Origin of the sequence: Pseudomonas brassicacearum, from assembly GCF_009601685.2 — a bacterium.
Classification (GTDB): Bacteria; Pseudomonadota; Gammaproteobacteria; order Pseudomonadales; family Pseudomonadaceae; genus Aquipseudomonas; species Aquipseudomonas kilonensis_B.
In genome coordinates this window covers 466,870-491,973 of record NZ_CP045701.2, presented here as the reverse complement: position 1 = coordinate 491,973, position 25,104 = coordinate 466,870, and the positions used below count along the sequence as shown (strand labels likewise).

19 protein-coding genes are annotated in these 25,104 nt (G+C 62.4%); 2 read left to right on the top strand and 17 right to left on the bottom strand.

Going from position 1 to position 25,104, the window contains the following annotated elements; genetic code table 11:
• Positions 1–82: 82 nt before the first annotated feature.
• The 11 genes from hutG to hutC all read right to left on the bottom strand — a co-directional run bounded on the left by hutG (position 83) and on the right by hutC (position 13,474).
• Entirely contained in the window at positions 83–886 is an 804-nt protein-coding gene (gene hutG / locus GFU70_RS02160; RefSeq protein WP_153387533.1) for an N-formylglutamate deformylase, read from the bottom strand.
• 11 nt (positions 887–897) lie between these two features.
• The gene (gene hutI, locus GFU70_RS02155; protein ID WP_153387532.1) at positions 898–2,100 is read right to left on the bottom strand and encodes an imidazolonepropionase; all 1,203 of its coding nucleotides are present in this window, start codon (positions 2,098–2,100) and stop codon (positions 898–900) included.
• 167 nt (positions 2,101–2,267) lie between these two features.
• Positions 2,268–3,800, bottom strand: a complete 1,533-nt coding sequence (gene hutH / locus GFU70_RS02150) for a histidine ammonia-lyase (RefSeq protein ID WP_058546445.1) — start codon at positions 3,798–3,800, stop codon at positions 2,268–2,270.
• A 129-nt stretch (positions 3,801–3,929) separates the two neighbouring features.
• The gene (gene hutH / locus GFU70_RS02145) at positions 3,930–5,453 is read right to left on the bottom strand and encodes a histidine ammonia-lyase (RefSeq protein WP_153387531.1); all 1,524 of its coding nucleotides are present in this window, start codon (positions 5,451–5,453) and stop codon (positions 3,930–3,932) included.
• 175 nt (positions 5,454–5,628) lie between these two features.
• On the bottom strand, positions 5,629–6,459 hold the full coding sequence (locus tag GFU70_RS02140; RefSeq protein ID WP_153387530.1) for a quaternary amine ABC transporter ATP-binding protein: 831 nt from the start codon (positions 6,457–6,459) through the stop codon (positions 5,629–5,631).
• A complete protein-coding gene (locus GFU70_RS02135; protein ID WP_058546448.1) occupies positions 6,456–7,307 on the bottom strand; it encodes an ABC transporter permease in 852 nt (283 codons plus the stop codon). The genes GFU70_RS02140 and GFU70_RS02135 overlap by 4 nt, the downstream gene beginning before the upstream one ends.
• Before the next feature lie 71 nt (positions 7,308–7,378).
• Entirely contained in the window at positions 7,379–8,347 is a 969-nt protein-coding gene (locus GFU70_RS02130) for an ABC transporter substrate-binding protein (RefSeq protein WP_116643352.1), read from the bottom strand.
• A gap of 70 nt (positions 8,348–8,417) precedes the next feature.
• The gene (locus GFU70_RS02125) at positions 8,418–9,884 is read right to left on the bottom strand and encodes a purine-cytosine permease family protein (protein ID WP_153387529.1); all 1,467 of its coding nucleotides are present in this window, start codon (positions 9,882–9,884) and stop codon (positions 8,418–8,420) included.
• Between the two features lie 154 nt (positions 9,885–10,038).
• Entirely contained in the window at positions 10,039–11,724 is a 1,686-nt protein-coding gene (gene hutU / locus GFU70_RS02120) for a urocanate hydratase (RefSeq protein ID WP_064106964.1), read from the bottom strand.
• Between the two features lie 473 nt (positions 11,725–12,197).
• Entirely contained in the window at positions 12,198–12,767 is a 570-nt protein-coding gene (locus tag GFU70_RS02115) for a HutD family protein (protein WP_058545650.1), read from the bottom strand.
• Positions 12,764–13,474 carry a histidine utilization repressor gene (hutC, locus tag GFU70_RS02110; protein WP_193034295.1) on the bottom strand — a complete coding sequence of 237 codons (711 nt, stop codon included), beginning with the start codon at positions 13,472–13,474 and terminating at the stop codon, positions 12,764–12,766. Before hutC ends, GFU70_RS02115 begins: the two co-directional genes overlap by 4 nt.
• Before the next feature lie 143 nt (positions 13,475–13,617).
• On the opposite strand from hutC, the gene GFU70_RS02105 reads away from it, so the two are divergent.
• Positions 13,618–14,982: a formimidoylglutamate deiminase gene (locus GFU70_RS02105; RefSeq protein ID WP_153387527.1), complete on the top strand. Its 1,365-nt coding sequence runs from the start codon at positions 13,618–13,620 to the stop codon at positions 14,980–14,982.
• A gap of 121 nt (positions 14,983–15,103) precedes the next feature.
• Here GFU70_RS02105 and GFU70_RS02100 read toward each other — a convergent pair whose 3' ends face one another.
• Both GFU70_RS02100 and GFU70_RS02095 read right to left on the bottom strand, forming a co-directional pair.
• A complete protein-coding gene (locus GFU70_RS02100; RefSeq protein WP_058545946.1) occupies positions 15,104–15,673 on the bottom strand; it encodes a lipocalin family protein in 570 nt (189 codons plus the stop codon).
• A 31-nt stretch (positions 15,674–15,704) separates the two neighbouring features.
• On the bottom strand, positions 15,705–15,959 hold the full coding sequence (locus GFU70_RS02095) for a hypothetical protein (protein ID WP_058545945.1): 255 nt from the start codon (positions 15,957–15,959) through the stop codon (positions 15,705–15,707).
• Positions 15,960–16,241: 282 nt separating this feature from the next.
• Between GFU70_RS02095 and GFU70_RS02090 the strand changes: the two genes are divergently transcribed.
• The gene (locus GFU70_RS02090) at positions 16,242–18,134 is read left to right on the top strand and encodes a methyl-accepting chemotaxis protein (RefSeq protein ID WP_196764469.1); all 1,893 of its coding nucleotides are present in this window, start codon (positions 16,242–16,244) and stop codon (positions 18,132–18,134) included.
• A 108-nt stretch (positions 18,135–18,242) separates the two neighbouring features.
• Here the strand turns inward: GFU70_RS02090 and GFU70_RS02085 are convergent, their stop codons facing one another.
• The 4 genes from GFU70_RS02085 to GFU70_RS02070 all read right to left on the bottom strand — a co-directional run bounded on the left by GFU70_RS02085 (position 18,243) and on the right by GFU70_RS02070 (position 25,074).
• Positions 18,243–18,839 carry a DUF924 family protein gene (locus GFU70_RS02085; RefSeq protein ID WP_058546249.1) on the bottom strand — a complete coding sequence of 199 codons (597 nt, stop codon included), beginning with the start codon at positions 18,837–18,839 and terminating at the stop codon, positions 18,243–18,245.
• 3 nt (positions 18,840–18,842) lie between these two features.
• Entirely contained in the window at positions 18,843–19,853 is a 1,011-nt protein-coding gene (locus GFU70_RS02080; protein ID WP_058546248.1) for a class 1 fructose-bisphosphatase, read from the bottom strand.
• Between the two features lie 227 nt (positions 19,854–20,080).
• Entirely contained in the window at positions 20,081–21,421 is a 1,341-nt protein-coding gene (locus tag GFU70_RS02075; RefSeq protein WP_413468841.1) for a DUF3999 domain-containing protein, read from the bottom strand.
• 29 nt (positions 21,422–21,450) lie between these two features.
• Entirely contained in the window at positions 21,451–25,074 is a 3,624-nt protein-coding gene (locus GFU70_RS02070; protein WP_153387525.1) for a DUF2339 domain-containing protein, read from the bottom strand.
• Between the last annotated feature and the right edge of the window lie 30 nt (positions 25,075–25,104).

The following is a 25,104-nucleotide window of genomic DNA, read 5'->3' as shown; positions in this document are numbered from 1 at the left end:
CTCTGAAACCGCGGTGCCTGTCTCGCGAGCAAGCTTTGCTCCCACAGATAAATCCCCTCGCCACAGGATATTGGGCAGGTCTTTATTTCTTGTAAGCCTGCCGTCCCCACGCCAGGAAGCCTTCCAGCAATTCGCTGAGCACCACCTGGGTCGGCGCAGCCAAATCAGCGCGGTAGTTGAACGGTTCGAACTCTTCCATGTAGGTGCTCTGGCACAGTTCCAGTTGCACCGCGTGGATGTCTTCGGCCGGGTTGCCGTAGTGCCGGGTGATGTGTCCGCCCTTGAACCGCCCATTGAGCACGTGGGTGAATTCACCATGACGAGCGCAGATGGCTTCGAGCTGGCTGGCAAGCGTCGGGTCGCAACTGGCACCGTTGAACGTGCCGAGGTTGAAGTCCGGCAGTTTGCCGTCGAACAGGTGCGCGATCACCGAACGGATCGAATGGGCATCGAACAGCAAGGCATAGCCGAACTCGGCCTTGAGCCGCGCCAGTTCCTGACGCAGCGCCTGGTGGTAGGGCATCCAGATCTGCTGCAGATACGTCGCTCGTTCCTCAGCCGATGGCTCCAACCCGTCGCGAAACAACGGCACGCCATCGAACAGCGTCGCCGGGTACAGACCGGTGGTGGCGCCGACGTACATCGGCTTGTCATCGGAGGGGCGGTTCAAGTCGACGACGAATCGCGAATATTCGCCGGCCAAGGTACTGGCGCCCAGCTCAGAGGCAAACTCGTAGAGCTTGGGAATGTGCCAGTCGGTGTCCGGCAGGCTTTGGGCCTCGGGGATCAACCCGGCCTGTACCGCCGGGGTCAGGCGCAGGCCGGCGTGGGGCATGCTGATCAACAGCGGCACGCGCCCTTGCTTGAAATTCAGGACCTTCTCCACAACCACTCTCCTCAATCGATTTCCACGCCGTGACGCACGACGCGTTTTTCCAGATCGCCACCGAGCCAGTAGGCCAGATCGGCCGGGCGGTCGATGTGCCAGGCGACAAAGTCCGCGACCTTGCCGGCTTCCAGCGAACCGTGGGTGTCTGCCATGCCCAAGGCCTGGGCGGCATGAATCGTCCCCCCCGCCAGGGCTTCTTCCGGGGTCATCCGGAAACAGGTGCACGCCATGTTCAACATCAGGCGCAACGACAATGCCGGCGAGGTGCCGGGGTTGAGGTCGCTGGCCACGGCGATTTTCACACCGTGCTTGCGCAGGGCATCCATGGGCGGCAGTTGGGTTTCACGCAGGAAGTAAAACGCGCCCGGCAACAGCACCGCCACGGTGCCGGATGCGGCCATGGCCTTGGCATCGTCCTCGGTCATGAACTCCAAATGATCGGCCGACAGCGCCTGGTAACGCGCCGCCAGGCTTGAACCGTGCAGGGATGACAGTTGCTCGGCGTGCAGCTTCACTGGCAGCCCCAGTTGTTGCGCGGTGATGAACACCCGCTCGACCTGCGCCGGGGAAAACGCCAGGTATTCGCAAAAGGCATCCACCGCATCCACCAGCCCTTCGGCCGCCAGGGCCGGAAGCATCTCGGTGCAGATGTGCTCGATGTAATCGTCGGCGCGATCCTTGTATTCCGGCGGCAAGGCGTGGGCCGCCAGGCAAGTGCTGCGTACGCTGACTGGCAGCTCAGCGCCGAGGCGGCGGATAACACGCAGGATCTTGCGCTCGCTGGCCAGGTCCAGGCCGTAGCCGGACTTGATTTCCACCGTGGTCACGCCGTCGCGCATCAGGCTTGCCAGACGCTTGGCGGCGCTGGCGAACAACTCGTCTTCACTGGCGGCGCGGGTGGCGCGCACGGTGCTGGCGATGCCACCGCCGGCTGCGGCGATCTCGGCATAGCTGACGCCTTGCAGGCGCTGCTCGAACTCCCCGCTGCGATTGCCGCCAAACACTGTGTGGGTGTGGCAGTCGATCAGCCCCGGCGTGACCCAGGCACCCTTGAGGTCGTTGACCGCCGGATAGTCACCCGTCGGCAATTCGGCACGCGGGCCGATCCACTGAATGTGCTCGCCTTGGGTGACGATCGCGGCGTCTTCGATGATCGAGTAGACGCCCTGGGCCATGGTGGCGGCGTGGCAGTTTTGCCAGAGGGTTTTCATCCCGATGCCTCCGTATGATTAATGACAAGCGCACACGTAGGAGCTGCCGAGTACAACGAGGCTGCGATCTTTCCCCAGACAATTGAGTCGTGAGCGAACGCACAACAGATCAAGATCAAAAGATCGCAGCCTTCGGCAGCTCCTACAGGGTGCACGCTCTTGAGCAGTTAAAGGCTCGGCAACAACTGCGCCGTGACCAATTCGTTCAGGCACCGACTCGCCAGCAATTCAGTGGCCGCATTGATGTCCGGCGCAAAGAAGCGGTCCTTCTCATAAAACGGCACTTCTGCACGCAGGAGTGCCCGGGCTTGCTCCAGCTTGGCCGAGGTCTTCAAACCGCCGCGCAAATCCAGCCCCTGGCATGCTGCGAGCCATTCCACCGCGAGGATCCCACGGGTGTTCTCGGCCATTTCCCACAAGCGCTTGCCAGCGGCCGGGGCCATGGAAACGTGGTCCTCCTGGTTGGCCGAGGTCGGCAGGCTGTCCACCGAATGGGGATGGGACAGCGCCTTGTTTTCACTGGCCAGGGCGGCAGCGGTGACCTGGGCGATCATGAAGCCGGAGTTCACCCCGCCATTGGCCACCAGGAACGGCGGCAGTTGCGACATGTGCTTGTCCATCATCAACGAAATACGGCGCTCGCTCAGGGAGCCAATCTCGGCAATCGCCAAGGCCATGTTGTCGGCCGCCATCGCCACCGGTTCGGCGTGGAAGTTGCCGCCGGAAATCACGTCGCCCTCGGCGGCGAACACCAGCGGGTTATCCGACACTGCGTTGGCCTCGATCACCAACACCTCGGCGGCCTGGCGGAACTGGGTCAGGCAGGCGCCCATCACTTGCGGCTGGCAGCGCAAGGAGTACGGGTCCTGGACCTTGTCGCAGTTCTGGTGCGAATCCGACACTTCGCTGCGCTCGCCCAGCAGATCGCGGTAGGCAGCGGCGGCGTCGATCTGGCCTTTCTGGCCACGGGCGGCATGGATGCGCGCATCGAATGGCGAACGCGAGCCGAGCACCGCTTCCACCGTGAGGCTGCCCAGGGCCAGGGCCCCGGCGAACAGGTCTTCACCTTCGAACAGACCACGCAGGGCAAACGCGGTGGACACCTGGGTGCCGTTGAGCAGCGCCAGGCCTTCCTTGGCGGCCAGGGTCAGCGGCGCGAGGCCCGCCACTTTCAGCGCGTCGACGGCCGGCAGCCATTCGCCTTTATAGCGAGCCTTGCCTTCGCCCAACAACACCAGGGACATGTGGGCCAGAGGCGCCAGGTCACCGGACGCACCCACCGAACCCTTGAGCGGAATGTGCGGGTAGACCTCGGCATTGATCAGCGCAATCAGCGCATCGATCACCTTGCGGCGGATGCCGGAAAAACCTCGGCTCAGGCTGTTGACCTTGAGCACCATGACCAGCCGTACCAGCGCATCGCTGATTGGCTCGCCCACCCCGGCGGCATGGGACAGCACCAGGGAGCGCTGCAGGTTTTCCAAGTCTTCGCTGGCGATGCGGGTCGAGGCCAGCAGGCCGAAACCGGTGTTGATGCCGTAGGCGGTGCGGTTCTCGGCAAGGATCTGTTCAACGCAGGCAACGCTGGCTTCGATCTGTGCCGAGGCGCTGGCGTCGAGACTCAAGGTAACCGGTTGCTGATAGATGTCACGCAATTGAGCCAGGCTCAGTTGGCCGGGAATCAGGTTTAAGGCAGTCATGTATTGCTCCTTTTGAGAGTTTTGTTTTCACCCGCCAGTCGCTCCGGAATGTTCCGTTATCCGTCACCTTCGCTTTGTGGGCGATGCCTTGTGGGCAAGAGGTGCCTTGGCACGCTGGCGCTTTTTTGATCAATTCAAATTCGGTAATACGCTGTGCAGCACGTTCGGGTCTTTGAGCAGACCGGCGGCACTGGCGATGTCCGGTGCCAGCCAGCGGTCCTGGTCGTAGGCCGGGACGCGCTCGCGCAGCAGTTTCCAGGCAATGCCGGTGCCGGCGCCGAAGCGCTGGGTCTTGAGAAACTCAAAGGCCTGGGCCGCCAGCAGGTATTCGATGGCGAGGATCTGCGTGCAGTTTTCCAGCGCCTGGTGCAGCTTCAGGGCCGCGTTGGTGCCCATGCTCAGGTGGTCTTCCTGCAACCCGGAGGTGACGAAATTATCGAGCACCGCCGGTTGCGCCAGTTGTTTGTTCTGCGCGCACAACGACGCGGCGACGTATTGCACGATCATCATCCCCGAGTTCACCCCGGGGTTGGCCACCAGGAAGGCCGGCAGGCCGCTGACGTGGGGGTTGATCAAGCGGTCGAGGCGGCGCTCGGCGATGGAGCCGATCTCAGCCATGGCAATCGCCAGCAGGTCCGCCGCCAGCGCCACCGACTGGCCGTGGGGATTGGCCTGGGACATGACCCGGAAGTTCTCCGGCGTACCCAGCAACAGCGGGTTATCGGTCACCGCGTTGAGTTCGGTTTCGATCTGTTGCCGAGCGTGGGCCAACTGATCGCGCGCCGCGCCGTGCACCTGGGGAATCGAGCGGATACTCAAGGCGTCCTGGGTGCGAATGCCCAGGCTCGCGGCGATGACTTCGCTGCCGTCGAGCAACGCGCGCAAATTGCTCCCGACCTGCTGCATGCCCGGGTGTGGCTTGAGGGCGATGACGTCGGCATCGAACGCGGCAATCTGTCCGCGCAGGGCCTCGAAGCTCATGGCACCAATCACGTCGGCCCATTGCACCAGCCGCGTGGCATCGGCCAGGGCCAGGCAGCTGAGGCCGGTCATGCACGGCGTGCCGTTGACCAGGCACAAACCGTCCTTGGCCCCCAGTTGCACCGGTTGCAAACCCTCTGCGGCCAGGGCCTGTTGCGCCGGGACTATTTGCCCGCGATAACTGACCTGGCCGACACCCAGCAGCGCAATGCCGATGTGGGCCATGTGGGTCAGGTAGCCCACCGAGCCCTGGGACGGCACTTGCGGCGTGATGCCGCGATTGAGCAGCGCCAACAGCGCTTCGACCACCCGGCGGTGAATGCCGGACTTGCCCTGGCTGTAATTGAGAATGGCGGCACAGAGAATCGCCCGGGTCTGCTCGTCAGAAAGCGGCGCGCCAACACCACAGGCATGGCTGAGCAGGGTGTTGCGCGACAGTTGGCTGAGTTGTTCGTCCTTGAGCGAAACATTGCACAAGGCTCCCAGGCCGGTGTTGACGCCGTAGGCGCGCTCGCCACTTTCGACGATGCGCTGGACGATGGCCTGGGCATTGTCGATCCGCGCCCAGGTCTGGGTCGACAGCTCGAGCACAGCGCCAAAGCGGGCAACGGCGACCACGTCCTGCCAACGCAATGGGGCGCCTGTGATTATGATTTTTTCAGCCTGGGACATCTAAAGCCTCATGCACATAAAGTTGCCAATAACATTTGTGGCGAGGAGCGGATATCTGTGGGAGCAAGGCTTGCCCGCGATAAAAACAACGCGATCTCTCTGGAACCGAGGCGCCTGTATCGCGAGCAAGCTTTGCTCCCACAGATAAATCCCCTCGCCACAACTGAGTCCTGCCTTACACCACCGCCGCCCTGCGCTGCACAAACCGATCGACATACTCATCCGCCGGCGAGTGCAGGATCTCCCGGGGCGTGCCGACCTGGATCAGCTTGCCGTCCTTGAGAATCGCGATGCGGTTGCCGATGCGCACGGCCTCGTCGAGGTCGTGGGTGATGAAGACGATGGTCTTGTGCAGGGTCTTTTGCAGCTCCAACAACTGGTCCTGCATCTCCGCACGGATCAGCGGGTCGAGGGCGCTGAAGGCTTCGTCCATGAGGATGATGTCGGTGTCCGCCGCCAAGGCCCGGGCCAGGCCGACGCGCTGACGCATGCCACCGGAGAGCTGGTGCGGGTATTTGTTCTCGTAGCCTTTCAGGCCCACGGTGTTGATCCAGTGCTGCGCCCGCTCGGTGCACACCTGCTTGCTCTCGCCACGCACTTTCAAGCCATAGGCGACGTTATCCAGCACGCTCTTGTGGGGCAGCAGGCCGAAGCTCTGGAACACCATGCTGATCTTGTGCCGGCGAAATTCGCGCAGGGCGTCCATGTCCAGTTGCAGGATGTCTTCGCCGTCCACCAGGATCGCGCCACTGGTAGGATCGATCAGCCGGTTGAAATGGCGCACCAACGTGGACTTGCCGGAACCGGACAGGCCCATGATCACGAAGATCTCACCGGTGCCGATACTCAGCGACAGGTCGTTGACGCCAACCACGCAACCGGTTTCGGCCAGCACCTGGTCCTTGGTCTTGTTCTGGCGGATCAGCTCCAGGGCGTCCTTGGAGCGATTGCCGAAAATCTTGAAGACGTTCTTGACTTCGATCTTGCTGATGGCTGCGTTGCTCATTTGCTCACCTCATGCCGAGGACGACCATAGGCCTGGGTAATGCGGTCGATGACCACGGCGAGAATCACGATGGCCAGGCCCGCTTCCAGGCCACGTCCGACGTTGAGGGTCTGGATGCCCACCAGTACGTCTTCACCCAGGCCACGGGCGCCGATCATCGAGGCGATGACGACCATCGACAGGGCCATCATGGTGGTCTGGTTGATCCCGGCCATGATGCTCGGCAGGGCCAGGGGCAGTTGCACGCCGAACAGTTGTTGCCAGCGGTTGGCGCCAAAGGCGTTGATAGCTTCCATCACTTCGCCGTCCACCTGGCGGATGCCCAGGTCGGTCAGGCGAATCAGTGGGGGCGCGGCGTAGATCACCGTGGCGAAAATCGCCGGGACCTTGCCCAGGCCGAACAGCATCAACACCGGAATCAGGTACACGAAGCTCGGCATGGTCTGCATGATGTCCAGCAGCGGCATCAGCACCGAACGCAGGCGATTGCTGCGCGCCGAGAGAATGCCCAGCGGAATGCCGATCAATACCGAAATAAATGTCGCCACCAGCATCAGGGCGAGGGTCTGCATCAGTTTGTCCCACAGGCCCACCGCGCCCACCAGGAACAGCAGGCCGACAATGATCGCCGTGGTTGCGACCTTGCGGGTGGCGTGCCAGGCGATGCCGCCGACGATGGCCAGCATCAGCCACCAGGGCGCCATGCGCAGCAGGCCTTCGAGGTTGACGATGGCCCACAGCAGGGTCTCGGAGATGTGCCGGAACACATCGCCATAGTTGGTCACCAGGGAGTCGACCCAACCGTTGACCCAATCGGCGATGGAGAAGGTAAAGCTTTCGGGAAACATAAGAGACTCTCGATCAAGTGGATGCGGTGAACGTCCCGGCCAGCCCCACGGTTGGCCGGGAAGTATTCGACCTACAGAGCCGCGTCGATTTTCTTGGCAGCGTCTTCGCTTACCCAGGCGTGCCAGACTTCAGGATGTTCCTTCAGGAAGATCTTCGCCAGTTTCGGCGACTCGATCCGCTCCTTGGCCATGCGCCCGAGGTTCTGGTTCAGGATATCGATCGGCAGGTTGACCTTTTCCAGCACCGCCACCAGTTCCGGGGCTTCGTCGTGGAAGGTCTTGGACAGGCCGACCTTGATGCTTACGCTCTTATCCACGCCCGGTTTTTCTTCCAGCTTCACCAGGTCCACCTGGCCCATCAGCGGCGTGGGCGACCAGTAGTAGAACAGGATCGGCTCGCCACGCTTGTAGCTCGACAGCACCGCCGCATCCAGTGCCGGGCCGGTGCCTGGACGGAAGTTGGTGTAGGTTTTTTCCAGGCCGTAGCTTTTCAGCATTTCGCTGTTGTCCAGCTCGCAGGTCCAACCGGCCGGGCAGTTGTAGAAACGGCCCTTGGACGGTTCTTCCGGGTCCTTGAACACGGCGGCGTACTGGCCCAGGTCAGCGATGTTCTTCAGGCCCGGTGCCTTGGCTTCGAGCTTGCGCTTGGCGTCGCCTTCAACCACGTAGCGCGGCACGTACCAGCCTTCGATGGCGCCCACGACCGGGGCACCGACGCCGACTACCTTGCCGGCCTTCTCGGCCTTGTTCCAGACTTCACTGCGGCCGACCCATTCTTCGGCAAACACCTGGATGTCGTTGCTGCCCAAGGCGTTTTCCATGGTGATGGAGTTGCCGGGCAGGCTGTCGGTCTTGCAGTCGTAGCCTTTTTCCAGCACCACTTGCATCACGTCGGTCAGCAGCATGCCGCTTTCCCAGTTCAGGCCGGCGAACTTCACCGGTTTACCCGACTCGCACCAACCCGCCGCTTGTGTGGCGCCAGCGCTGGCCAGCAGGCCCATGGCAAGCAATGTGGTCAGCAGGGTCTTGTTCGACTTCATTATGTGACGCTCCTAATCAGTTGGATTGGCTTACGGCAGTCAAGAGGCATCCAGCCCTGTCAACGTCCCATCAGACCGCTTGGATGCGGCCCGCCCTGCTCGGTTGTGCGTCAACCGCGTCCTGCTCGACCGGCAGGATCAATTGATCGGGTACTGCGCTGTGCCACTTCCTGGCGACGACGTAATACAACGCCGCCGGGACCACCAGGCCGATGATCCAGGAAATATCCACACCGCCCATGGCTTCCACCAGCGGACCGGTATAGAACTTGGTGGCAATGAACGGCAGTTGAACCAGTACGCCGAAGACATAGACGCTGATGCCGAGGGCGTTCCAACGACCGTAGCGACCGTTCGGATCGTTCAGTGCCGGCACGTCATAGCGCTCACGAGTGATGCAGTAGTAGTCCACCAGGTTGATCGCGCTCCAAGGCGTGAAGAACGCCAGCAGGAACAGGATGAAAGACTTGAACGCACCGAGGAACGAGTGCTGGCCGAGCAGCGCGATCAGGGTCGCAGCGCCAACGATGACCAGCACGAAGACCAGACGCTGCAGGCGCGTTACGTTCAAGTGGCCCCGAAAGCCGCTGATGATGGTCGCAATGCACATGAAACTGCCGTAGGAGTTCAGCGTGGAGATGGTGACCTTGCCGAACGCGATGCTGAAGTACAGCAGCGCGGCGGTGGCGCCGGTGCCCCCCAGGCCAACGATGTAGGCCACTTCGTGACCGGCAAACTGCCCGTTGGCCGAGGCCGCGGCAAACACGCCGAGGATCATCGCCACCTGTGCGCCGATGACTGAACCGGCGCCCGCGGCAAAAAAGGTTTTGACCGAGGACGTCTTGCTCGGCAGGTAACGCGAATAGTCCGCTACGTAGGGGCCGAAGGCGATCTGCCAGGAGGCCGCGAGCGACACCGCCAGCAGGAAACTGCTCCAGCTGAAATGGCGGATTTGCAGGAGTGCGCCAACGTCCGTCTGGCTCATCAGGCGAGCGAACAGGTAAACAAAGGCAATCACACCAAGGATGCTGGCGACACGGCCAATGAAGTGAATCACCCGATAACCGAGCACCGTGACCAGCACGATGACACTGGCAAAAATGAGGATGCCGACACTGTCGCTGACGCCAAACAACTGGCCCAGCGCCTGGCCGGAAAGCACGGTTCCCGTTGCGGTGAAACCCAGGTACATCAGGCACACCAGCACGATCGGGATGGCCGCGCCATACACACCGAACTGCACACGGCTGGAGATCATCTGCGGCAGGCCCAGCTTGGGCCCTTGCGCGGCATGCAACGCCATGACGCCACCGCCGAGCAGTTGGCCGATCAGCAAACCGATCAACGACCAGAACACATCACCGCCCAGCACCACCGCCAATGCGCCGGTGACAATGGCAGTGATTTGCAGGTTGGCCCCCATCCAGAGGGTGAACTGGCTCAACAATCGGCCGTGTCTCTCCGTTTCCGGGATGTAGTCGATCGAACGTTTCTCGATCAACGGCTTGCTGCTTGCGCGCGTGCTGGTGACAGCCATGGTTCAACCTCTGTGGATTGTTCTGGTCATTGGATAACGCCCCTGTAGGAGCTGCCGAGTGCAACGAGGCTGCGATCTTTCCCCTGACACTTGAATCTCAAGCGAAAGATCGAGACCAAGATCAAGATCAAAAGATCGCAGGCTTCGCCAGCTCCTACCCGGTAATCATCGGCAGGTTCAGCCCCTGTTCCTTGGCGCAATCAATGGCGATCTGGTAGCCGGCATCGGCATGGCGCATCACGCCCGTGGCCGGGTCGTTGTGCAGCACACGGGCAATGCGCTCGGCCGCTTCGTCGGTACCGTCGCAAACGATGACCATGCCCGAGTGCTGGGAGAAGCCCATGCCGACGCCGCCACCGTGGTGCAGCGACACCCAGGTCGCGCCGCTGGCAGTGTTGAGCAAGGCGTTGAGCAGCGGCCAGTCGGAGACGGCATCGGAACCGTCCTGCATGGATTCGGTTTCACGGTTGGGGCTGGCCACGGAACCGGAGTCCAAGTGGTCGCGACCGATGACGATCGGTGCCGACAATTCGCCGCTGCGCACCATCTCGTTGAACGCCAGGCCCAACTTGGCGCGCTGGCCCAGGCCGACCCAGCAGATACGTGCCGGCAGACCCTGGAAGCTGATGCGCTCGCGGGCCATGTCCAGCCAGTTGTGCAGGTGGGCGTCGTCGGGGATCAGTTCCTTGACCTTGGCGTCGGTCTTGTAGATGTCCTGCGGGTCACCCGACAGCGCAGCCCAGCGGAACGGGCCAATGCCACGGCAGAACAGCGGACGGATATACGCCGGGACGAAGCCTGGGAAATCGAAGGCATTTTCGACGCCCTCTTCCTGGGCCATCTGGCGGATGTTGTTGCCGTAGTCGAAGGTCGGCACGCCCATTTTCTGGAAGGCCAGCATGGCTTTGACGTGGACGGCCATCGATTGCTTGGCGGCCTTCACCACGGCGGCAGGCTCGGTCTTGGCACGGGCACGGTATTCGTCCCAGGTCCAGCCGGCCGGCAGGTAGCCGTTGAGGGGGTCGTGGGCGCTGGTCTGGTCGGTGACCATGTCCGGGCGTACACCACGGCGGACCATTTCCGGCAGGATCTCGGCAGCGTTCCCACACAGCGCGATGGAAATCGCCTTGCCTTCGGCGGTGTATTTCTCGATGCGCGCCAGGGCGTCGTCCAGGTCAGTGGCTTGCTCATCGACATAGCGGGTTTTCAGGCGGAAATCGATGCTCACCTGTTGGCATTCGATGTTCAGCGAACAAGCACCGGCCAGCGTCGCGGCCAACGGTTGCGCACCGCCCATGCCGCCCAGGCCGGCGGTCAGGACCCAACGGCCCTTGAGGTTGGAGTCGTAATGCTGGCGGCCGGCCTCGACGAAGGTTTCATAAGTGCCTTGCACGATGCCCTGGCTGCCGATGTAGATCCAGCTGCCGGCGGTCATCTGGCCGTACATGGCCAGGCCCTTGGCGTCGAGTTCGTTGAAGTGCTCCCAACTGGCCCAGTGCGGCACCAGGTTGGAGTTGGCGATCAATACGCGAGGGGCGTTGCTGTGGGTCTTGAATACCCCTACCGGCTTGCCGGATTGCACCAGCAGGGTTTCGTCGTCGTTCAGGTGGGTCAGGCTTTCGACGATCTTGTCGTAGCACTCCCAGTTGCGTGCCGCACGACCGATACCACCGTAGACCACCAGTTCCTTGGGGTTCTCGGCCACTTCCGGGTCGAGGTTGTTCATCAGCATGCGCAACGGCGCTTCAGTCAGCCAGCTCTTGGCGGTCAGCGTGTTACCGCGAGGGGCACGGATTTCAACGTCACGGTATTTTTCGGGTTTGCGGGTAGCGTCGGTCACAGCAAAAACTCCTCAGCGATCAATCCAGACCAGCCCGGGCAGTGGGCAGCGATTCAGTGAACGTTGCGTTGAATATCGGTGACTCATACGCATACGTCTTTACTTGTATGTACAAGCATATGCAATCAAGCGGCCAACTTGTTGGCGGCGGTGTTCAGAAATGGTTGGGGAATTGGCTGAAAGCCTTGTGATTTAAGGGTTGCTGAGCTGCATGAAATTTTTGAAGAGGGTTATCGAGGGGGAAATCGGAGGGGCACAGAAGCGTGGTATTGCGCCACGCTGGGGCATTCGGTAACAAGTTGGTGCGCACGGAAGGAACAATCAGGTGAGCTTTTGTGGCGAGGGGATTTATCCCCGCTGGGTCGCGAAGCGACTCCCTACGTTTTTCCTGATGTATCTAGGTGTCTGGATTCAGGGCTGCTTCGCAGCCCAACGGGGATAAATCCCCTCGCCACAAGGTGAGTGAAGCCGATTCAGCGGGCCGTCAGCTCGATCACGCAGCATTGGCCGTGGGTGGAAATGTTCACCAGCCCGGTGTTACCGCTCAGTTGTAAACAGTCGTAGAGGCCCAAGCCCACGGCGGACTCACCGATCTTGACGGCCAATCCCGGAGCCGCACTGAACACCAGCACCGTTTGCGCCTCGCTGAAAAACCGCTGCTGGCCGCCCAGCCACTGCAACCGTGCGCGGTAACGCTGCGGCGCGTAGATCAGGTTGAAGTCGCGAATCGGCCCGCCCAGCAGCGTGCAATACACATGGCTCTGGCCGCTGAACGCAAAAGGGTCCAGCGGATGCAAAGCCCGCGTGGCCTGGCCATCGACGTTCAGCGTCATGCCGTCTCCCTGCAAGACACTGATGACCCGCTCGTAACCGGCAAAAGTGGAAAACCCGCCCGACTCACCGATATCGGCAATCGACAGCCGCCAACCGAAACCTTCCAGGCCGGTGCCGGCATCACGGGTGATTTCTTCGGTGCTGCCGCCACCGTTTTTCCACGGCATGCGTGGGTAGTCTGCCGCGCGTAAAACCTTCAACTGGCTCATTTATGAAAGCGCCCTTCCAGACTGTGACGCGACCCCGGATGGATCAGGCGTGCGGCGGTCACCGGCTGGCGTCCGGACCAGGTACGGCGGCGGATCAACAGGCACGGCTCGCCCCTTTCGATCTGCAACAGCCTGCATTCGTTCGGCTCGGCCAGGATCGCCTCGACCACATGCTCGCCCTCGGTCAACGGCGCGACCTGATTCAGATAGGCATAGGGGGTTTGCACGGTGAAGTCCTGCTTGAGGTAGTCCGGCGCCACCAGTGCATTGACGAAACGGTCCTCGATTTGCACGGGGATGTCGTTCTCGAAATGCACGATCAGCGAATGGAACACCTTCTGGCCTTCGCGCATGTCCAGGGCCAGGGCCCGCTCGGAACCGGCCGCCTCTTCTTCCAGGGTGATGACCTTGCAAGTGTGGCGATGGCCACGGGAGGCGATTTCGTCGGCGATGTTATGCACTTCGAACAATGCGGACTGGCTCTTGGGCTCGGCCACGAAGGTGCCGACACCCTGCATGCGCACCAACAGGCCGTCGGCGGTCATTTCCCGCAGCGCACGGTTGATGGTCATGCGACTGAAGCCCAGTTGGCTGACCAGTTCGCTTTCCGACGGCACGCGGTAATGCGGCGGCCAGTTCCCACTGTCGATCTGCTGGGTAATCATCTGTTTGACGCGGGCGTACAGGGGTGCCGGACTGTCACCCATGTTTGCGGCCAGCGGCGGTTTGGCAGGCGGAGTCGGCACGGCGGTTCCCTGTTCTGCGGATAAGGTTGCTAGCTTGCCGGAGTTTACCGGCCAGGCAAACGTCTGTATATGTATATACAAATTACGCACGATGAGGTTGAACCATGTCCGCCTTCTTTGCCGAACGCGCGCTGCTGCCTAGTGGATGGGCCCATGATGTACGTCTCGAGGTCGATGCCAAAGGCGTCCTGACCCATATCCAGGCCGGTTCCCACGCAGACGGTGCCGAACGGCTGGGCGGTGCGCTGTTGCCGGGCATGCCGAACCTGCACTCCCACGCCTTCCAACGGGCCATGGCCGGGCTGGCAGAAGTGGCGGGCAATCCCAACGACAGTTTCTGGACCTGGCGCGACTTGATGTATCGCCTTGTCGGAAAAATCAGCCCCGACCAACTCGGCATCATCGCCCGCCAGCTGTACATCGAAATGCTCAAGGCCGGCTACACCTCGGTCGCCGAATTCCACTACGTACACCACGACACCGACGGCACGCCCTACGCCGACCCGGCGGAGCTGGCCTTGCGCATCAGCCATGCCGCCAGCGCCGCCGGCATCGGCCTGACACTGCTGCCGGTGCTCTACAGCCATTCAGGTTTTGGCGGCCAGACGCCCAATGACGGGCAGCGCCGGTTCATCAACAGCACCGAAAACTACTTGAAGCTCCAGTCCCGCTTGCAGCCAATCCTGGCCGGGCAACCGTCCCAGGCCCTGGGCTTGTGCTTCCACTCGTTGCGCGCCGTGACACCCGGGCAGATCCAGGACGTGCTGGCCGCCAGTGACCGTGATTGCCCGGTGCACATCCACATCGCCGAGCAGCAGAAGGAAGTCGACGACTGCCTGAGCTGGAGCGGCGCCCGTCCACTGCAATGGCTGTACGAAAACACCGAAGTCGACTCGCGCTGGTGCCTGGTCCACGCCACCCACGCCAACGCCCAGGAAGTCAGCCTCATGGCCAGGAGCCGGGCGATTGCCGGCCTGTGCCTGACCACCGAAGCCAACCTGGGGGATGGGATTTTCCCGGCCGTGGATTTCCTCGCCCAGGGCGGGCGCCTGGGGATCGGCTCCGACAGCCATGTATCACTGAGCGTGGTCGAAGAATTGCGTTGGCTGGAATATGGCCAGCGGCTGCGGGATCAACGGCGCAACCGCGTGCATCGAGCGGATCAGCCGATGGTCGGCCGCACCTTGTTTGATGCCGCGCTGGAAGGCGGCGCCCAGGCCCTGGGGCAACCGATCGGCGCCCTCGAAATCGGCAAGCGCGCCGACTGGCTGGTGCTCGATGGCTGCGACCCGTACCTGGCCACGGCCCAGGGCGACGGGATCCTCAATCGCTGGCTGTTTGCCGGCGGCGATCGCCAGGTGCGCGATGTGATGGTCGGCGGACGGTGGGTGGTGCGCGATGGGCGGCATGCCGGGGAAGAGGAAAGTGCCCGGGCATTTACCCAGGTACTGCGCGAACTTTTAGGCTGACGCGGATAAAAAATGTGGGAGCGAGCTTGCTCGCGATGAGGCCTTCACATTCAACACTGAGGTTGATTGAAAGTCCGTCATCGCGAGCAAGCTCGCTCCCACATTGGTTCTCGGGAGGCAATCAGTCCGAGGTCTTGGCCATCTGTCGATCCGACGCGCGCCAGATCAGACGTGTCGTGTCGTAGCCCTGCTGGCGCGCCTTGCTCAGCAGCTCCTCGCGCACGATGCTATTGACGGTCGGTGTACGGGACAGCAGCCACATGTAGCGACGGCTTGGGTCGCCGACGATGGCGGTCTTGTAGTCATCGCTGACGTACAACACCCAGTATTGCCCTTTCGCCACGCCCGGCACGATCCGCGAAAACCAGTTGTCGAACTCGACCCACAGCTTGTCGGTCTTGCCCGGCACCTGCGGCGAGGCGGTGCCCCTGGCTTCTTCCCACTGCCAGTCCGAGGTCAGGCAGCGGTTGAACACATCCATATTGCCGTCAGGTTTGAGGGTGTAGTGCGCTTCCGATTGCGCGCAGTTGCGCTGGAAGTACATCGGTAGACGGGCCAACTCGTACCAGGTCCCTTGGTAACGCTTGAGGTTGACGCTGTTGACCGTCTTGGGCGCCAACGGATCTTCGCCAGAAGTGGCACAGCCAGCCAAAACCAGGCCGGCCAAAAGCACAAAAACTAACCGCATCATTATTTTTCTCCCGCAGGCCTCTGGCCTCGGTTTACTTCAGGCCTTGGCCGGAAAACATCAACACTTTGTCACCGGCGTACTGCACGCTGATAAAGCTTTTCTGGTCGCCCCAGGTGCAGCTGGACATGCCGAGCGCGCCTGAACAATCGGTCGGTTTCCCCAGCAACGATTCGACTTCGGACTTGGGCATGCCAGCCGACAGTTTCGAGTAGTTTTCCTGGTTGACCTTGCTGCATGCAGTCAATACGACGCACACAAACAACAAGGCGATAGATCGCAGCGACATGGTGTAACTCCTGGAACGGAAGGGGGGTGGCAGGTGCCAACCAGAAGCTTAGAAGAGAAAACCCCTATCTGGTTCCCTGACGGCCCCAGTATTTATTGGGCCTCGACAAGTGTTTCAACGATGAAACACCCGGTTTGTGACAGCGTCGTGCATTTCGTCGCAATGAATCGCTGATGATTGATGAGACGGGTTCCTGCGCCGATAAAAAGAAACAGCGCAATCGACTGCGTTATGGCAAATTGGCGCCCCGTCCTGACCCGTCCCTCCGCGGTAGTGTTATTAATGACCAGAAACATGAAATTCAGCCATAAAATCCTGTTGGCTGCCGCCCTCGTGGTGGCCGTTGCATTCGCCTGTTTCATCCTGTTCAACGACTATCGTCAACGTCAGAGCTTGAACACCAGCACCGAGACCTCCATGCAGGAGCTCGGCAGCCTGACCAGCCGCAACATCCAGACGTGGGTCGACGGCCGCATCCAGTTGCTGCAATCGCTGGCCCAACAGATCGCCGTGGACGGCAGCAGTGCCGACAGCCTCAAGCGCGCCGTGGGCCTGCCGGCCTACACCGGCAATTTCCAGCTCAGCTATTTTGGCGGCACCGACGGCGTGATGTTCTCGGTACCGGCCGGCAATCGCGCCGCCGATTACGACCCGCGCGCCCGTGGCTGGTACAAGGCCGCCAACAGCGCACAGCAAACCATCGTCACCGAACCCTACATCGCCGCCTCGTCGGGCAAGCTGGTGATCACCGTCGCCACCCCGGTGCAACACCAGAACCAGATGATCGGCGTGGCCGGTGCGGACATCGACCTGTCCAGCGTCAGCGCCATCATCAACTCGCTGAACTTCGGCGGCCACGGCCACGCGTTCATCGTCAGCGCCGACGGCAAGATCCTGATCCACCCCGACAGCAAGCGCGTGCTCAAGACCCTGGCCGAGGCCTACCCTAACGGCGCGCCTCAGATCAGCCCGGGCGTGAAAGAAGTCGATCTCGACGGCAAGACCCAATTCATCTCCTTCACCCACGTCAACGGCGTGCCGGGAGCCGACTGGTACGTGGCGCTGGTGCTCGACAAGGACACCGCGCTGGCGATGCTCAGCGAGTTCCGTACTTCGGCACTGATCGCCATGGTCATTGCCGTGGTGTTCATCATCGCCCTGCTCGGCCTGTTGATCCGTGTGCTGATGCAGCCGCTGCTGGCCATGGGCCGCGCCATGCATGACATCGCCGAAGGCGAAGGCGACCTGACCCGGCGCCTGGTCATCCATGGCCACGACGAGTTCGGTGCGCTGGGTACGTCGTTCAACCGGTTTGTCGAGCGCATTCATACCTCGATCCGTGAAGTGGCTTCGGCCACCGGGCAGGTCAACGAAGTCGCCCTGCGCGTGGTCAGCGCGTCCAACTCGTCGATGTTCAATTCCGACCAGCAGGCTTCGCGCACCAGCAGCGTGGCCGCGGCCATCAACCAGCTCGGCGCCGCCGCCCAGGAAATCGCCCAGAACGCCGCCCTCGCCTCACAGCATTCCAGCGAAGCCCGCAACCTGGCCGAAGATGGCCAGCACGTGGTGGATAAGACCATCGCGGCCATGCAACAGCTGTCGGCCAAGATCAGCGATTCGTGCGGCAACATCGAAACCTTGAACAGCAACACGGTGAACATCGGCCAGATTCTTGAGGTGATCACCAGCATTTCCCAGCAGACCAACCTGCTCGCCCTCAACGCCGCCATCGAAGCCGCCCGGGCGGGTGAAGCCGGACGCGGCTTCGCAGTAGTGGCCGATGAAGTGCGCAACCTGGCCCACCGCACCCAGGATTCGGCGCAGCAAGTGCAGAAAATGATCGAAGAGTTGCAAGTCGGCGCCCGGGAAGCGGTACTGACCATGACCGATAGCCAGCGCCAGAGCGAAGGCAGCGTCAGCATCGCCAACCAGGCCGGCGAACGCCTGGGCAGCGTGACCCAGCGTATTGGTGAAATCGATGGCATGAACCAGTCCGTGGCCACCGCCACCGAAGAACAGACCGCCGTGGTGGAGTCGATCAACGTCGACATCACCGAGATCAACACCCTGAACCAGGAAGGCGTGGAAAACCTGCAAGCCACCTTGCGGGCCTGTGCCGACCTGGAACAGCAGGCGGCGCGGTTGAAGCAGTTGGTGGGTAGTTTCCGGATCTAGTCTGGAAGGCCCCATCGCGAGCGAGCTCGCTCCCACAGGACTGTCAGCGAATGGAAATCCAGTGTGTGCGAGCTTGCTCGCGATAGCGGCATCAGCCTCACAGCAAAATCAGAACCTGGACCCAGGCCTGTTCAAAAACTCGATTTCCTCAGCCGTGGACTCCCGCCCCAACACCGCATTGCGATGAGGAAAGCGCCCAAACCGGGCAATGATCTTCTGATGCCGCTCGGCATAATCCAGGTTGTCTTCAAACACCGCCCGCTGCGCCTCCGGTTGTTCTCGCACCAGGTCGATAAACCGCGACACGGCTTCGTTCTGCACCGCCAGGTTTTCGCAGTGCTCGAGCACCAGGTAGATGAATACGCGCTGGATCGGTGTGAGTTGCCGGTCGAAACCCGCTGCCATGCCCTGGGCCACCAGCGCTTGGGCACGCAGGTCACCGGAGAAGGCCTTGGGGGTATCGCGAAAGATCATTCGCGGGAGTTGGTCCAGTAGCAGCACCAGGGCCAGCCAACCTTGCGGGCGTTGCGCCCAGTCGGTCAATCCGCCGGCCAGTGCCAGCTCGACCTGATCGCCAAAGCGCTCCTGCGCCTGGCGATCATGGCCTTTGCCAAACCACAGCTTGCCCTTGTCAGCGGATATTTCGTCTGGTGTCTTGGCTGAACCAAACCACCAATCGAGCAACGGCTGCCAGGGCTCGGCCATGATTCACTCCTTGTGGTAAGCCGTGGCGCGCGCCACTTCTTCTTTCGAGCCGAGGAACACCGCCACGCGCTGGTGCAGGCCTTCGGGCTTGATATCGAGGATGCGCTGATGGCCGTCGGTGGAGGCACCGCCAGCCTGTTCCACCAGGAACGACATCGGGTTGGCTTCGTACATCAGGCGCAGTTTGCCCGGCTTGGACGGCTCACGGCTGTCGCGCGGGTACATGAACAGACCGCCACGGGTCAGGATGCGGTGCACATCGGCAACCATCGCGGCGACCCAACGCATGTTGTAGTTCTTTTTCAACGGGCCTTCTTCACCCGCCAGCAACTCTGCAACGTAGCGTTGCACCGGGGCTTCCCAGTGACGCTGGTTGGACATGTTGATCGCGAATTCCTGGGTGCTCTCAGGAATGGTGATGTCTTCGTGTGTCAGGACGAAGCTGCCCATCTCGCGGTCCAGGGTAAAGCCCTTGACGCCGTCGCCCAGGGTCAGCACCAGCATGGTCTGAGGGCCGTAGATGGCATAACCGGCAGCGACCTGCTCGGTGCCTGGCTGCAGGAAGGCCTTTTCATTCAAGGCTTCGTTCTGGCTCAGGTACTCGTTCGGGCAGCGCAGTACCGAGAAGATGGTGCCAACCGGTGCGTTGATGTCGATGTTCGACGAACCGTCCAGTGGGTCGAACACCAGCAGGTAGGCACCCTTGGGGTATTTGCCCGGGATCTGGTAGGCATTGTCCATTTCTTCGGACGCCATGCCGGCCAGGTGGCCGCCCCATTCGTTGGCTTCGAGCAGGATTTCGTTGGACAGCACGTCGAGCTTCTTCTGCACTTCGCCCTGCACGTTCTCGGTGCCCATGCTGCCCAGGACACCACCCAGCGCGCCTTTGGAGACGGCGTGGCTGATCTCCTTGCACGCACGCGCCACCACTTCGATCAAAAAGCGCAGATCGGCAGGGGTGTTGTTGCTGCGGGTCTGCTCAATCAAATAGCGACTCAAGGTAACGCGGGACATGGACGGCTCCGAAGAATAGGGGGCGGAAAAACCAGCGCAGTTTAGCGCGAGTCGGGACTTAATTCCTCCTATGAGACGGGGAATGGTGGATTGAGTTCATATCCGGGCCTGCCAACCCGTGTAGGAGCTGTCGAGCGAAGCGAGGCTGCGATCTTTTGATCTTGATCCTTTCACTCAAGATTCAATTGTCTGGGACAAGATCGCAGCCTCGCTTCGCTCGACAGCTCCTACGGGGATTTGGCCGGTGGCTTGCGCAACAGGCTGAACGCCATCGCCGCGAGGAACAGCACGCTGAGCAGCAGCACCGCCCACAAACCGATTTTCTTCCAGTTGGTATCGACCGTCGCCGGCGCGGTTGCCGGGGCCGACGTCGACGGGGCCGCGCCGTTCACGGTCGCGGCACCCAGCGTCGCCAGGCGCGACGGCTTGTAGTCGGGCACCAGCGTGGTCAAGGGCAAGCTGGCCGCTTTCACTGTCGCACTGCCCAGGGCCAGGCTGTAGGGCCCTTCGCCGCGCGCCAGGAACACCACCTGGGTCGTACGCACGGCAAAGCGCAGGGCCGGGGCTTCGTTGCCCAGGCCGCCGCCACGCTCGTCCACGGTCAGTTTCAATTGCTGCACGGTCTGGCCAGACAGTTGCAATTGGTTTTGCAGCACATCCTGGCCATTCTGCGTCAGGCGATAGAGCAAGCCGCTGCCCAGCGGTTGCCACGGATGGCTGCTTTCACGGCGACCGCTCAGGGTCACCGGCGCCAGGCTGTTGGCCTGGCTCAACTCGATCTGCACCTGCTCGATGTTCAGCCCCATGGGCAACTGCCAGGTGTATTCGCCGGCCTTCACGGTGCTGCCGGCCAACGGCGGCGACCAGGCCAGCGGCAACGGCAGGCTTTCGCGGCTGGCGCTTTGCAGTTGGACCGAGGTCAGGATCGGCGCGGAGGACGGCGAATCCCACAATAACCGCAGGTAACGCGCCGATTGCCCCGGCAAGCTCACTTCATGCTGCTCGACCCGCTCATCGGCAAAGATCAAGCGCGCCACCTGGCCTTCACCCCACGACTGCCAGTGCTGCAAATCATCACTGGCTTCGATGGTGAACCGCTGGAAACCGTCGCGCTCACTGGTCCAGTCGAGGACCAACTGCTGCAACGGTGCCTTGATCGCGCTGGCATCCAACAACCAGCCACGCAACTCCTCCTCCCCTGCTTCGAGCCGGCTGGAGGGCTGGACTTGCACCAGGGTGCCGTTGGCGTTCGATTGCACCCGCACACTGGGCGCGCGCTCGTTGTCATCGGCAGCGTTGTACAACGGGAACCACTTCACGTCGGTGAGGCTGCGGTTTTCCCGGCTCTGGGCCGATTCGCGCACCAAAGCGTAGGCCTGGGCCTGGCCAGCCGCGTTGAAGACCCGCAGGTCGCTCAGGTCGGTCTGCCGCGCCTGCAACTGCACGTCCAGGGGCAATGGGAGGCGATACCACGGCCCTTCGCCGCTCAAGGCCAATGGCACCCGATGGGCAAAATCCGCCGGTTGCTCCTGGGCCATAGCCGACAATGCCACCCACAATCCGACCATACCCAGCCCGATCCGACTCAACTTGCGACTCAAGACGACACTCCCTCACTGACAGGCATCGGCGGCTCATCCTGCGCGACCGTCTCCGGGCGCTTGGGCGGCAGCGGCGCAAAATAGCCCACTACCAGCAGCAACACGCCTACGCCGATAAACGACACGATCCGCGCCAGACCGCCACGGTTACTCAATTCGACAAAGAACAACTTGGCCACGACCACGGCGATCAACGCCGCGCCAATCAGCCACACTTCACGGCGATGGCGCAGATGCCCACCGATCATCAGGCCCAGGGCGATCAGGGTCCAGACAATGGACAGCCCAGCCTGTACGAACATCGACTCGAGCAGCGCATCCAGTTCGAATGGCACGCCGATCCAATGGTGGGCACTGCGCATCACCAGGGCGGTGAAGAACGCGAACAGCGACACACCGGCGATCAACTGGGCAACGTGCTCGGCATGGGCCCAACGGATCGCCAGTTGCGCCAGCGCACTGCGTGCCCACACATAGACACCGAACAAGGCAAACAGCAGGCCCAGCTCCAACGGGTTGACCAGCGGCACATAAGGCAAGGGTTCGGCGGTACCGTCGCTGAAGGTATTGGCCAGCCAGAACCAACCGAGCATCAACAGCGCCAGGGGCGCCGCCGCGTAGATACGGTATTCGCGCGTTTGGGCCGATATCGGCCACGGCCAGGCGCGCGCAGCGGCCATCAGCACCAGGTAAAGGCTCGGCAGGATCGCCCAGCCCAGCCAGCGCCAGGCGTTGTACTGCTCGGACAACAACAGCAGGCTATAACGCAGCTCCAGCGCCAGCACGCCGATCAGCAACCAGCAACCGAGCACATGGGCTGTGCTGCGCGCCTGGGCCGGCAGCGTCGCGGCCAGGCGCTTGAGCGATAGCAAATGCACGGCAAACACCACCGTCCAGGCCAGCCAGCCAAAGTCCGCCGCCGGGTGATAGCGGCTGTGCCCAGTCGCAACGAGCACGCAGCCCGCCGCCGGAATCAGCAAGGTGCACAGCAGCCCCAGCGCCGGCCATTTCAAGCGCAGCGCCAAGACCGCCCCCACCGCCACGCTGATCGCCGCAACCATCAGCAGCCAGCTGCCTTGCAGGTTCGCCGGGGCAAAGCGCAATACTTCGCTGGTCCACGCCAGCGCCCACCAACCGGCGCCCCAGATCAGCAGCAGCTCGGACAAGCGCTGCAAGCTCAAGGCCTCGAGCTCCTGCGCCGCGTGTGCCCGTTGCAGGCGCCATGCGCCCACCAGCGCTGCCAGCCCCAGCACCAGCGGCGTCCAGAAACCGCTATGGGCCAGGGGCCGCAGATCCTCGGCGTCGAGCGGCCCCAACAGCGCCGGCTCCGCCGTCAAGAACGCCGCACCACCAAGCAATTGCAGCAGCAGGCCGAAGACAAAGCTCACGCGTTGTTTCAGGTACAGGCTCAGCCAGATGATCAACAGGCCGCTGGCCGCCCATACACCGCTCGCCGTTTGCCACGACAGGACGAACAGCACCGCAAGATTGATCAGCACCAGCCCCGCCAGCAACACCACCGACAAGCCGCGCAGCAACCGGCCATCGCTGCGCACCATGTCGTCACGTGCCGCCAGCAACATGCCGCCAATCAGCGCCAGGCCGATCAGCGAGGCACTGAGCAAACCGTTCCAGCCGGCACTGAACACCGCCGTCGAATCCACCTCGGCGCCTTGCAAGCGCAACAGGAACAGCGCGCCGCCAAGCAATTGCACCGCAAATGCAGTGAACAGGAAACTGCGCGATTGCAAGCGCAGGCCCACAAACAGTGTCGCCAAACCGGCCAGGGCCCAGGCGATGGCGGTGCCGTAGGTGAAGAAGAACAGCGGTGCCAGAAGATAGAGAAAACTCAATCCCAGCACAGCCAGCACCGGCAGGCCTTGGCGCTCCCAACCTGCGGTATGTTCAGGCTCAGCCTTGCGCAGTTGGTAAAAGGTGAACAGCAAGGCGCCGCCGAGCATCAACGCACCCAGCGCTGAACCATCGAGCAGGCTGCCGTCGCCGGTACGCAATTGGCTGACGAACGCCAGTGCCGAGCCCAATTGCAGCAACAAGGCAAAGGCCCGGGCGAGTGGACGTTGCTGGCGCAGGCCCAACCAGAAGATCCCCGCGCCTTCCACGGCCCACGCCGCAGCGGTCCAACGGGCATCGAGCCCCAAAGGGATCGCCAGGGTGGCAAAAATCACTCCCAGGGCCAGGCAGGTTTCGGCCAGCAGCAAGGCGCGACCGCCCATCAATACCCGCGCCAGGCCCATGTAGATCATGCCCAGGGCCAGGGCGCTGAACGCAGCGGCGAACTCCAGATGCTGCACCAACGCGAACTGCAAGCCCAAGCCCACCAACGGCGGGCCGAACAGCATGGTGCCGTCCACATAATCGCCCTTGCGCGCCGACCAGTGCAGCAGCGCGTCGCGGCTGGCGTCTTCAGGGGCATCGCTCATTTCCAATAGTTTGCGACGGGTGAACAGCAAGCCAATCGCCAGGTACATCAGGAAGAACAGAATCAGGAATGGCTCGGTGCTCCAGAACAGTTCCGGCGCGTAAGAGCGCAGGCCCCAGGCGAAACCGATGCCGAAGGTGCCGACAAAGCCGATCAGGTTGAGCAGGCGCCAGGCCTTGAACCAGGCAATCGCGAGGATGCCGGCATTGAGCAGGATGAAATAGCTGAACAGCGCGACGTGGTTGCCACTGCCGGTGGAAGTCAGGATCGGCGCGGCAAACCCGCCCAGCGCCGCAGCCGCAGCCAGGCCCAGGGCGTTCTGGGTAATCGCCAGGATGGCCGAGAACACCGTCACCGCGACCAGCAAGCCCAGGGCCGCCTTGGAATCGAGCAACGGATGCAGGCGCATGGCCGCGAACACCGTCAGGTACAGCACGGCGATCCCCGTGCCCTGGAGCATCAGCGCATAACTGCTGTTGCGCTGGCGCAACCACCAGCCCAGGCCCAACAGGCCCAACGCACTGGCCGCGACGCCGGCGTAACGCAATTCGATCGGCACCACCATGCCTTCGGTGGCGTAGCGCAGCAAAAACGCCAGGCCGAGGAACAACAGCACCACGCCGACCCGCAGCACCGTATTGCCGCCGAACAGCCAGTTGCGCGCACCAATTACGGCGCGGTCGAACAAATTCGGGCCACGGGGAGACGCGGGTTTCGAAGCCATCGGTTCCAGGGGCAACGGCGCGAAGTCGCGATCGGCACGCCCACTGGACGTGGTTGGCGCGGGTTTCCAAACGTCATCGGGCAATGGCTGGCTGGCCTGGGTGGCCATCGCGGGAACGGGTTCGAGGTCGGGCGGCAACTCCCAGATGAGCTCAGACGTCGTGCGCGTCTCGGGCGTCGCGGCCTGGGGCACGACAACCTTGGGCGCTGGCGCTGGCTCACTCGGTGCGGCAACGGTCCCACGCTCAAGCACTGCCAGGCGCGCCTCCAGCGTGAGCAAGCTCTGTTGGGCTTCTTGCAATAAGATCTGTTGCTTGGCCGCCTGGACACCCAACCGGCCCAGCCGAAACGATTGGGCGATGCCAAGCCCCACCAACGCGCCTATCAGCGCATCGGCGAACGACTCGTCCACCACCCAGCCGAGTGCCAGGCCCAACAGCGTCAAGATCCATTGCATGGTCGATATCCCTAAGCAGCCCGTTGCGGG

Bases quoted from the DNA above. Each gene is read 5' to 3' on its own strand.
- hutI (WP_153387532.1), bottom strand. From the start codon at position 2,100: ATGAAAACCCTCTGGCAAAACTGCCACGCCGCCACCATGGCCCAGGGC.
- hutH (WP_058546445.1), bottom strand. From the start codon at position 3,800: ATGACTGCCTTAAACCTGATTCCCGGCCAACTGAGCCTGGCTCAATTG.
- hutH (WP_153387531.1), bottom strand. From the start codon at position 5,453: ATGTCCCAGGCTGAAAAAATCATAATCACAGGCGCCCCATTGCGTTGG.
- GFU70_RS02140 (WP_153387530.1), bottom strand. From the start codon at position 6,459: ATGAGCAACGCAGCCATCAGCAAGATCGAAGTCAAGAACGTCTTCAAG.
- GFU70_RS02135 (WP_058546448.1), bottom strand. From the start codon at position 7,307: ATGTTTCCCGAAAGCTTTACCTTCTCCATCGCCGATTGGGTCAACGGT.
- GFU70_RS02130 (WP_116643352.1), bottom strand. From the start codon at position 8,347: ATGAAGTCGAACAAGACCCTGCTGACCACATTGCTTGCCATGGGCCTG.
- GFU70_RS02125 (WP_153387529.1), bottom strand. From the start codon at position 9,884: ATGGCTGTCACCAGCACGCGCGCAAGCAGCAAGCCGTTGATCGAGAAA.
- GFU70_RS02115 (WP_058545650.1), bottom strand. From the start codon at position 12,767: ATGAGCCAGTTGAAGGTTTTACGCGCGGCAGACTACCCACGCATGCCG.
- hutC (WP_193034295.1), bottom strand. From the start codon at position 13,474: ATGGGTGACAGTCCGGCACCCCTGTACGCCCGCGTCAAACAGATGATT.
- GFU70_RS02105 (WP_153387527.1), top strand. From the start codon at position 13,618: ATGTCCGCCTTCTTTGCCGAACGCGCGCTGCTGCCTAGTGGATGGGCC.
- GFU70_RS02100 (WP_058545946.1), bottom strand. From the start codon at position 15,673: ATGATGCGGTTAGTTTTTGTGCTTTTGGCCGGCCTGGTTTTGGCTGGC.
- GFU70_RS02095 (WP_058545945.1), bottom strand. From the start codon at position 15,959: ATGTCGCTGCGATCTATCGCCTTGTTGTTTGTGTGCGTCGTATTGACT.
- GFU70_RS02090 (WP_196764469.1), top strand. From the start codon at position 16,242: ATGACCAGAAACATGAAATTCAGCCATAAAATCCTGTTGGCTGCCGCC.
- GFU70_RS02085 (WP_058546249.1), bottom strand. From the start codon at position 18,839: ATGGCCGAGCCCTGGCAGCCGTTGCTCGATTGGTGGTTTGGTTCAGCC.
- GFU70_RS02080 (WP_058546248.1), bottom strand. From the start codon at position 19,853: ATGTCCCGCGTTACCTTGAGTCGCTATTTGATTGAGCAGACCCGCAGC.
- GFU70_RS02075 (WP_413468841.1), bottom strand. From the start codon at position 21,421: ATGGTCGGATTGTGGGTGGCATTGTCGGCTATGGCCCAGGAGCAACCG.
- GFU70_RS02070 (WP_153387525.1), bottom strand. From the start codon at position 25,074: ATGCAATGGATCTTGACGCTGTTGGGCCTGGCACTCGGCTGGGTGGTG.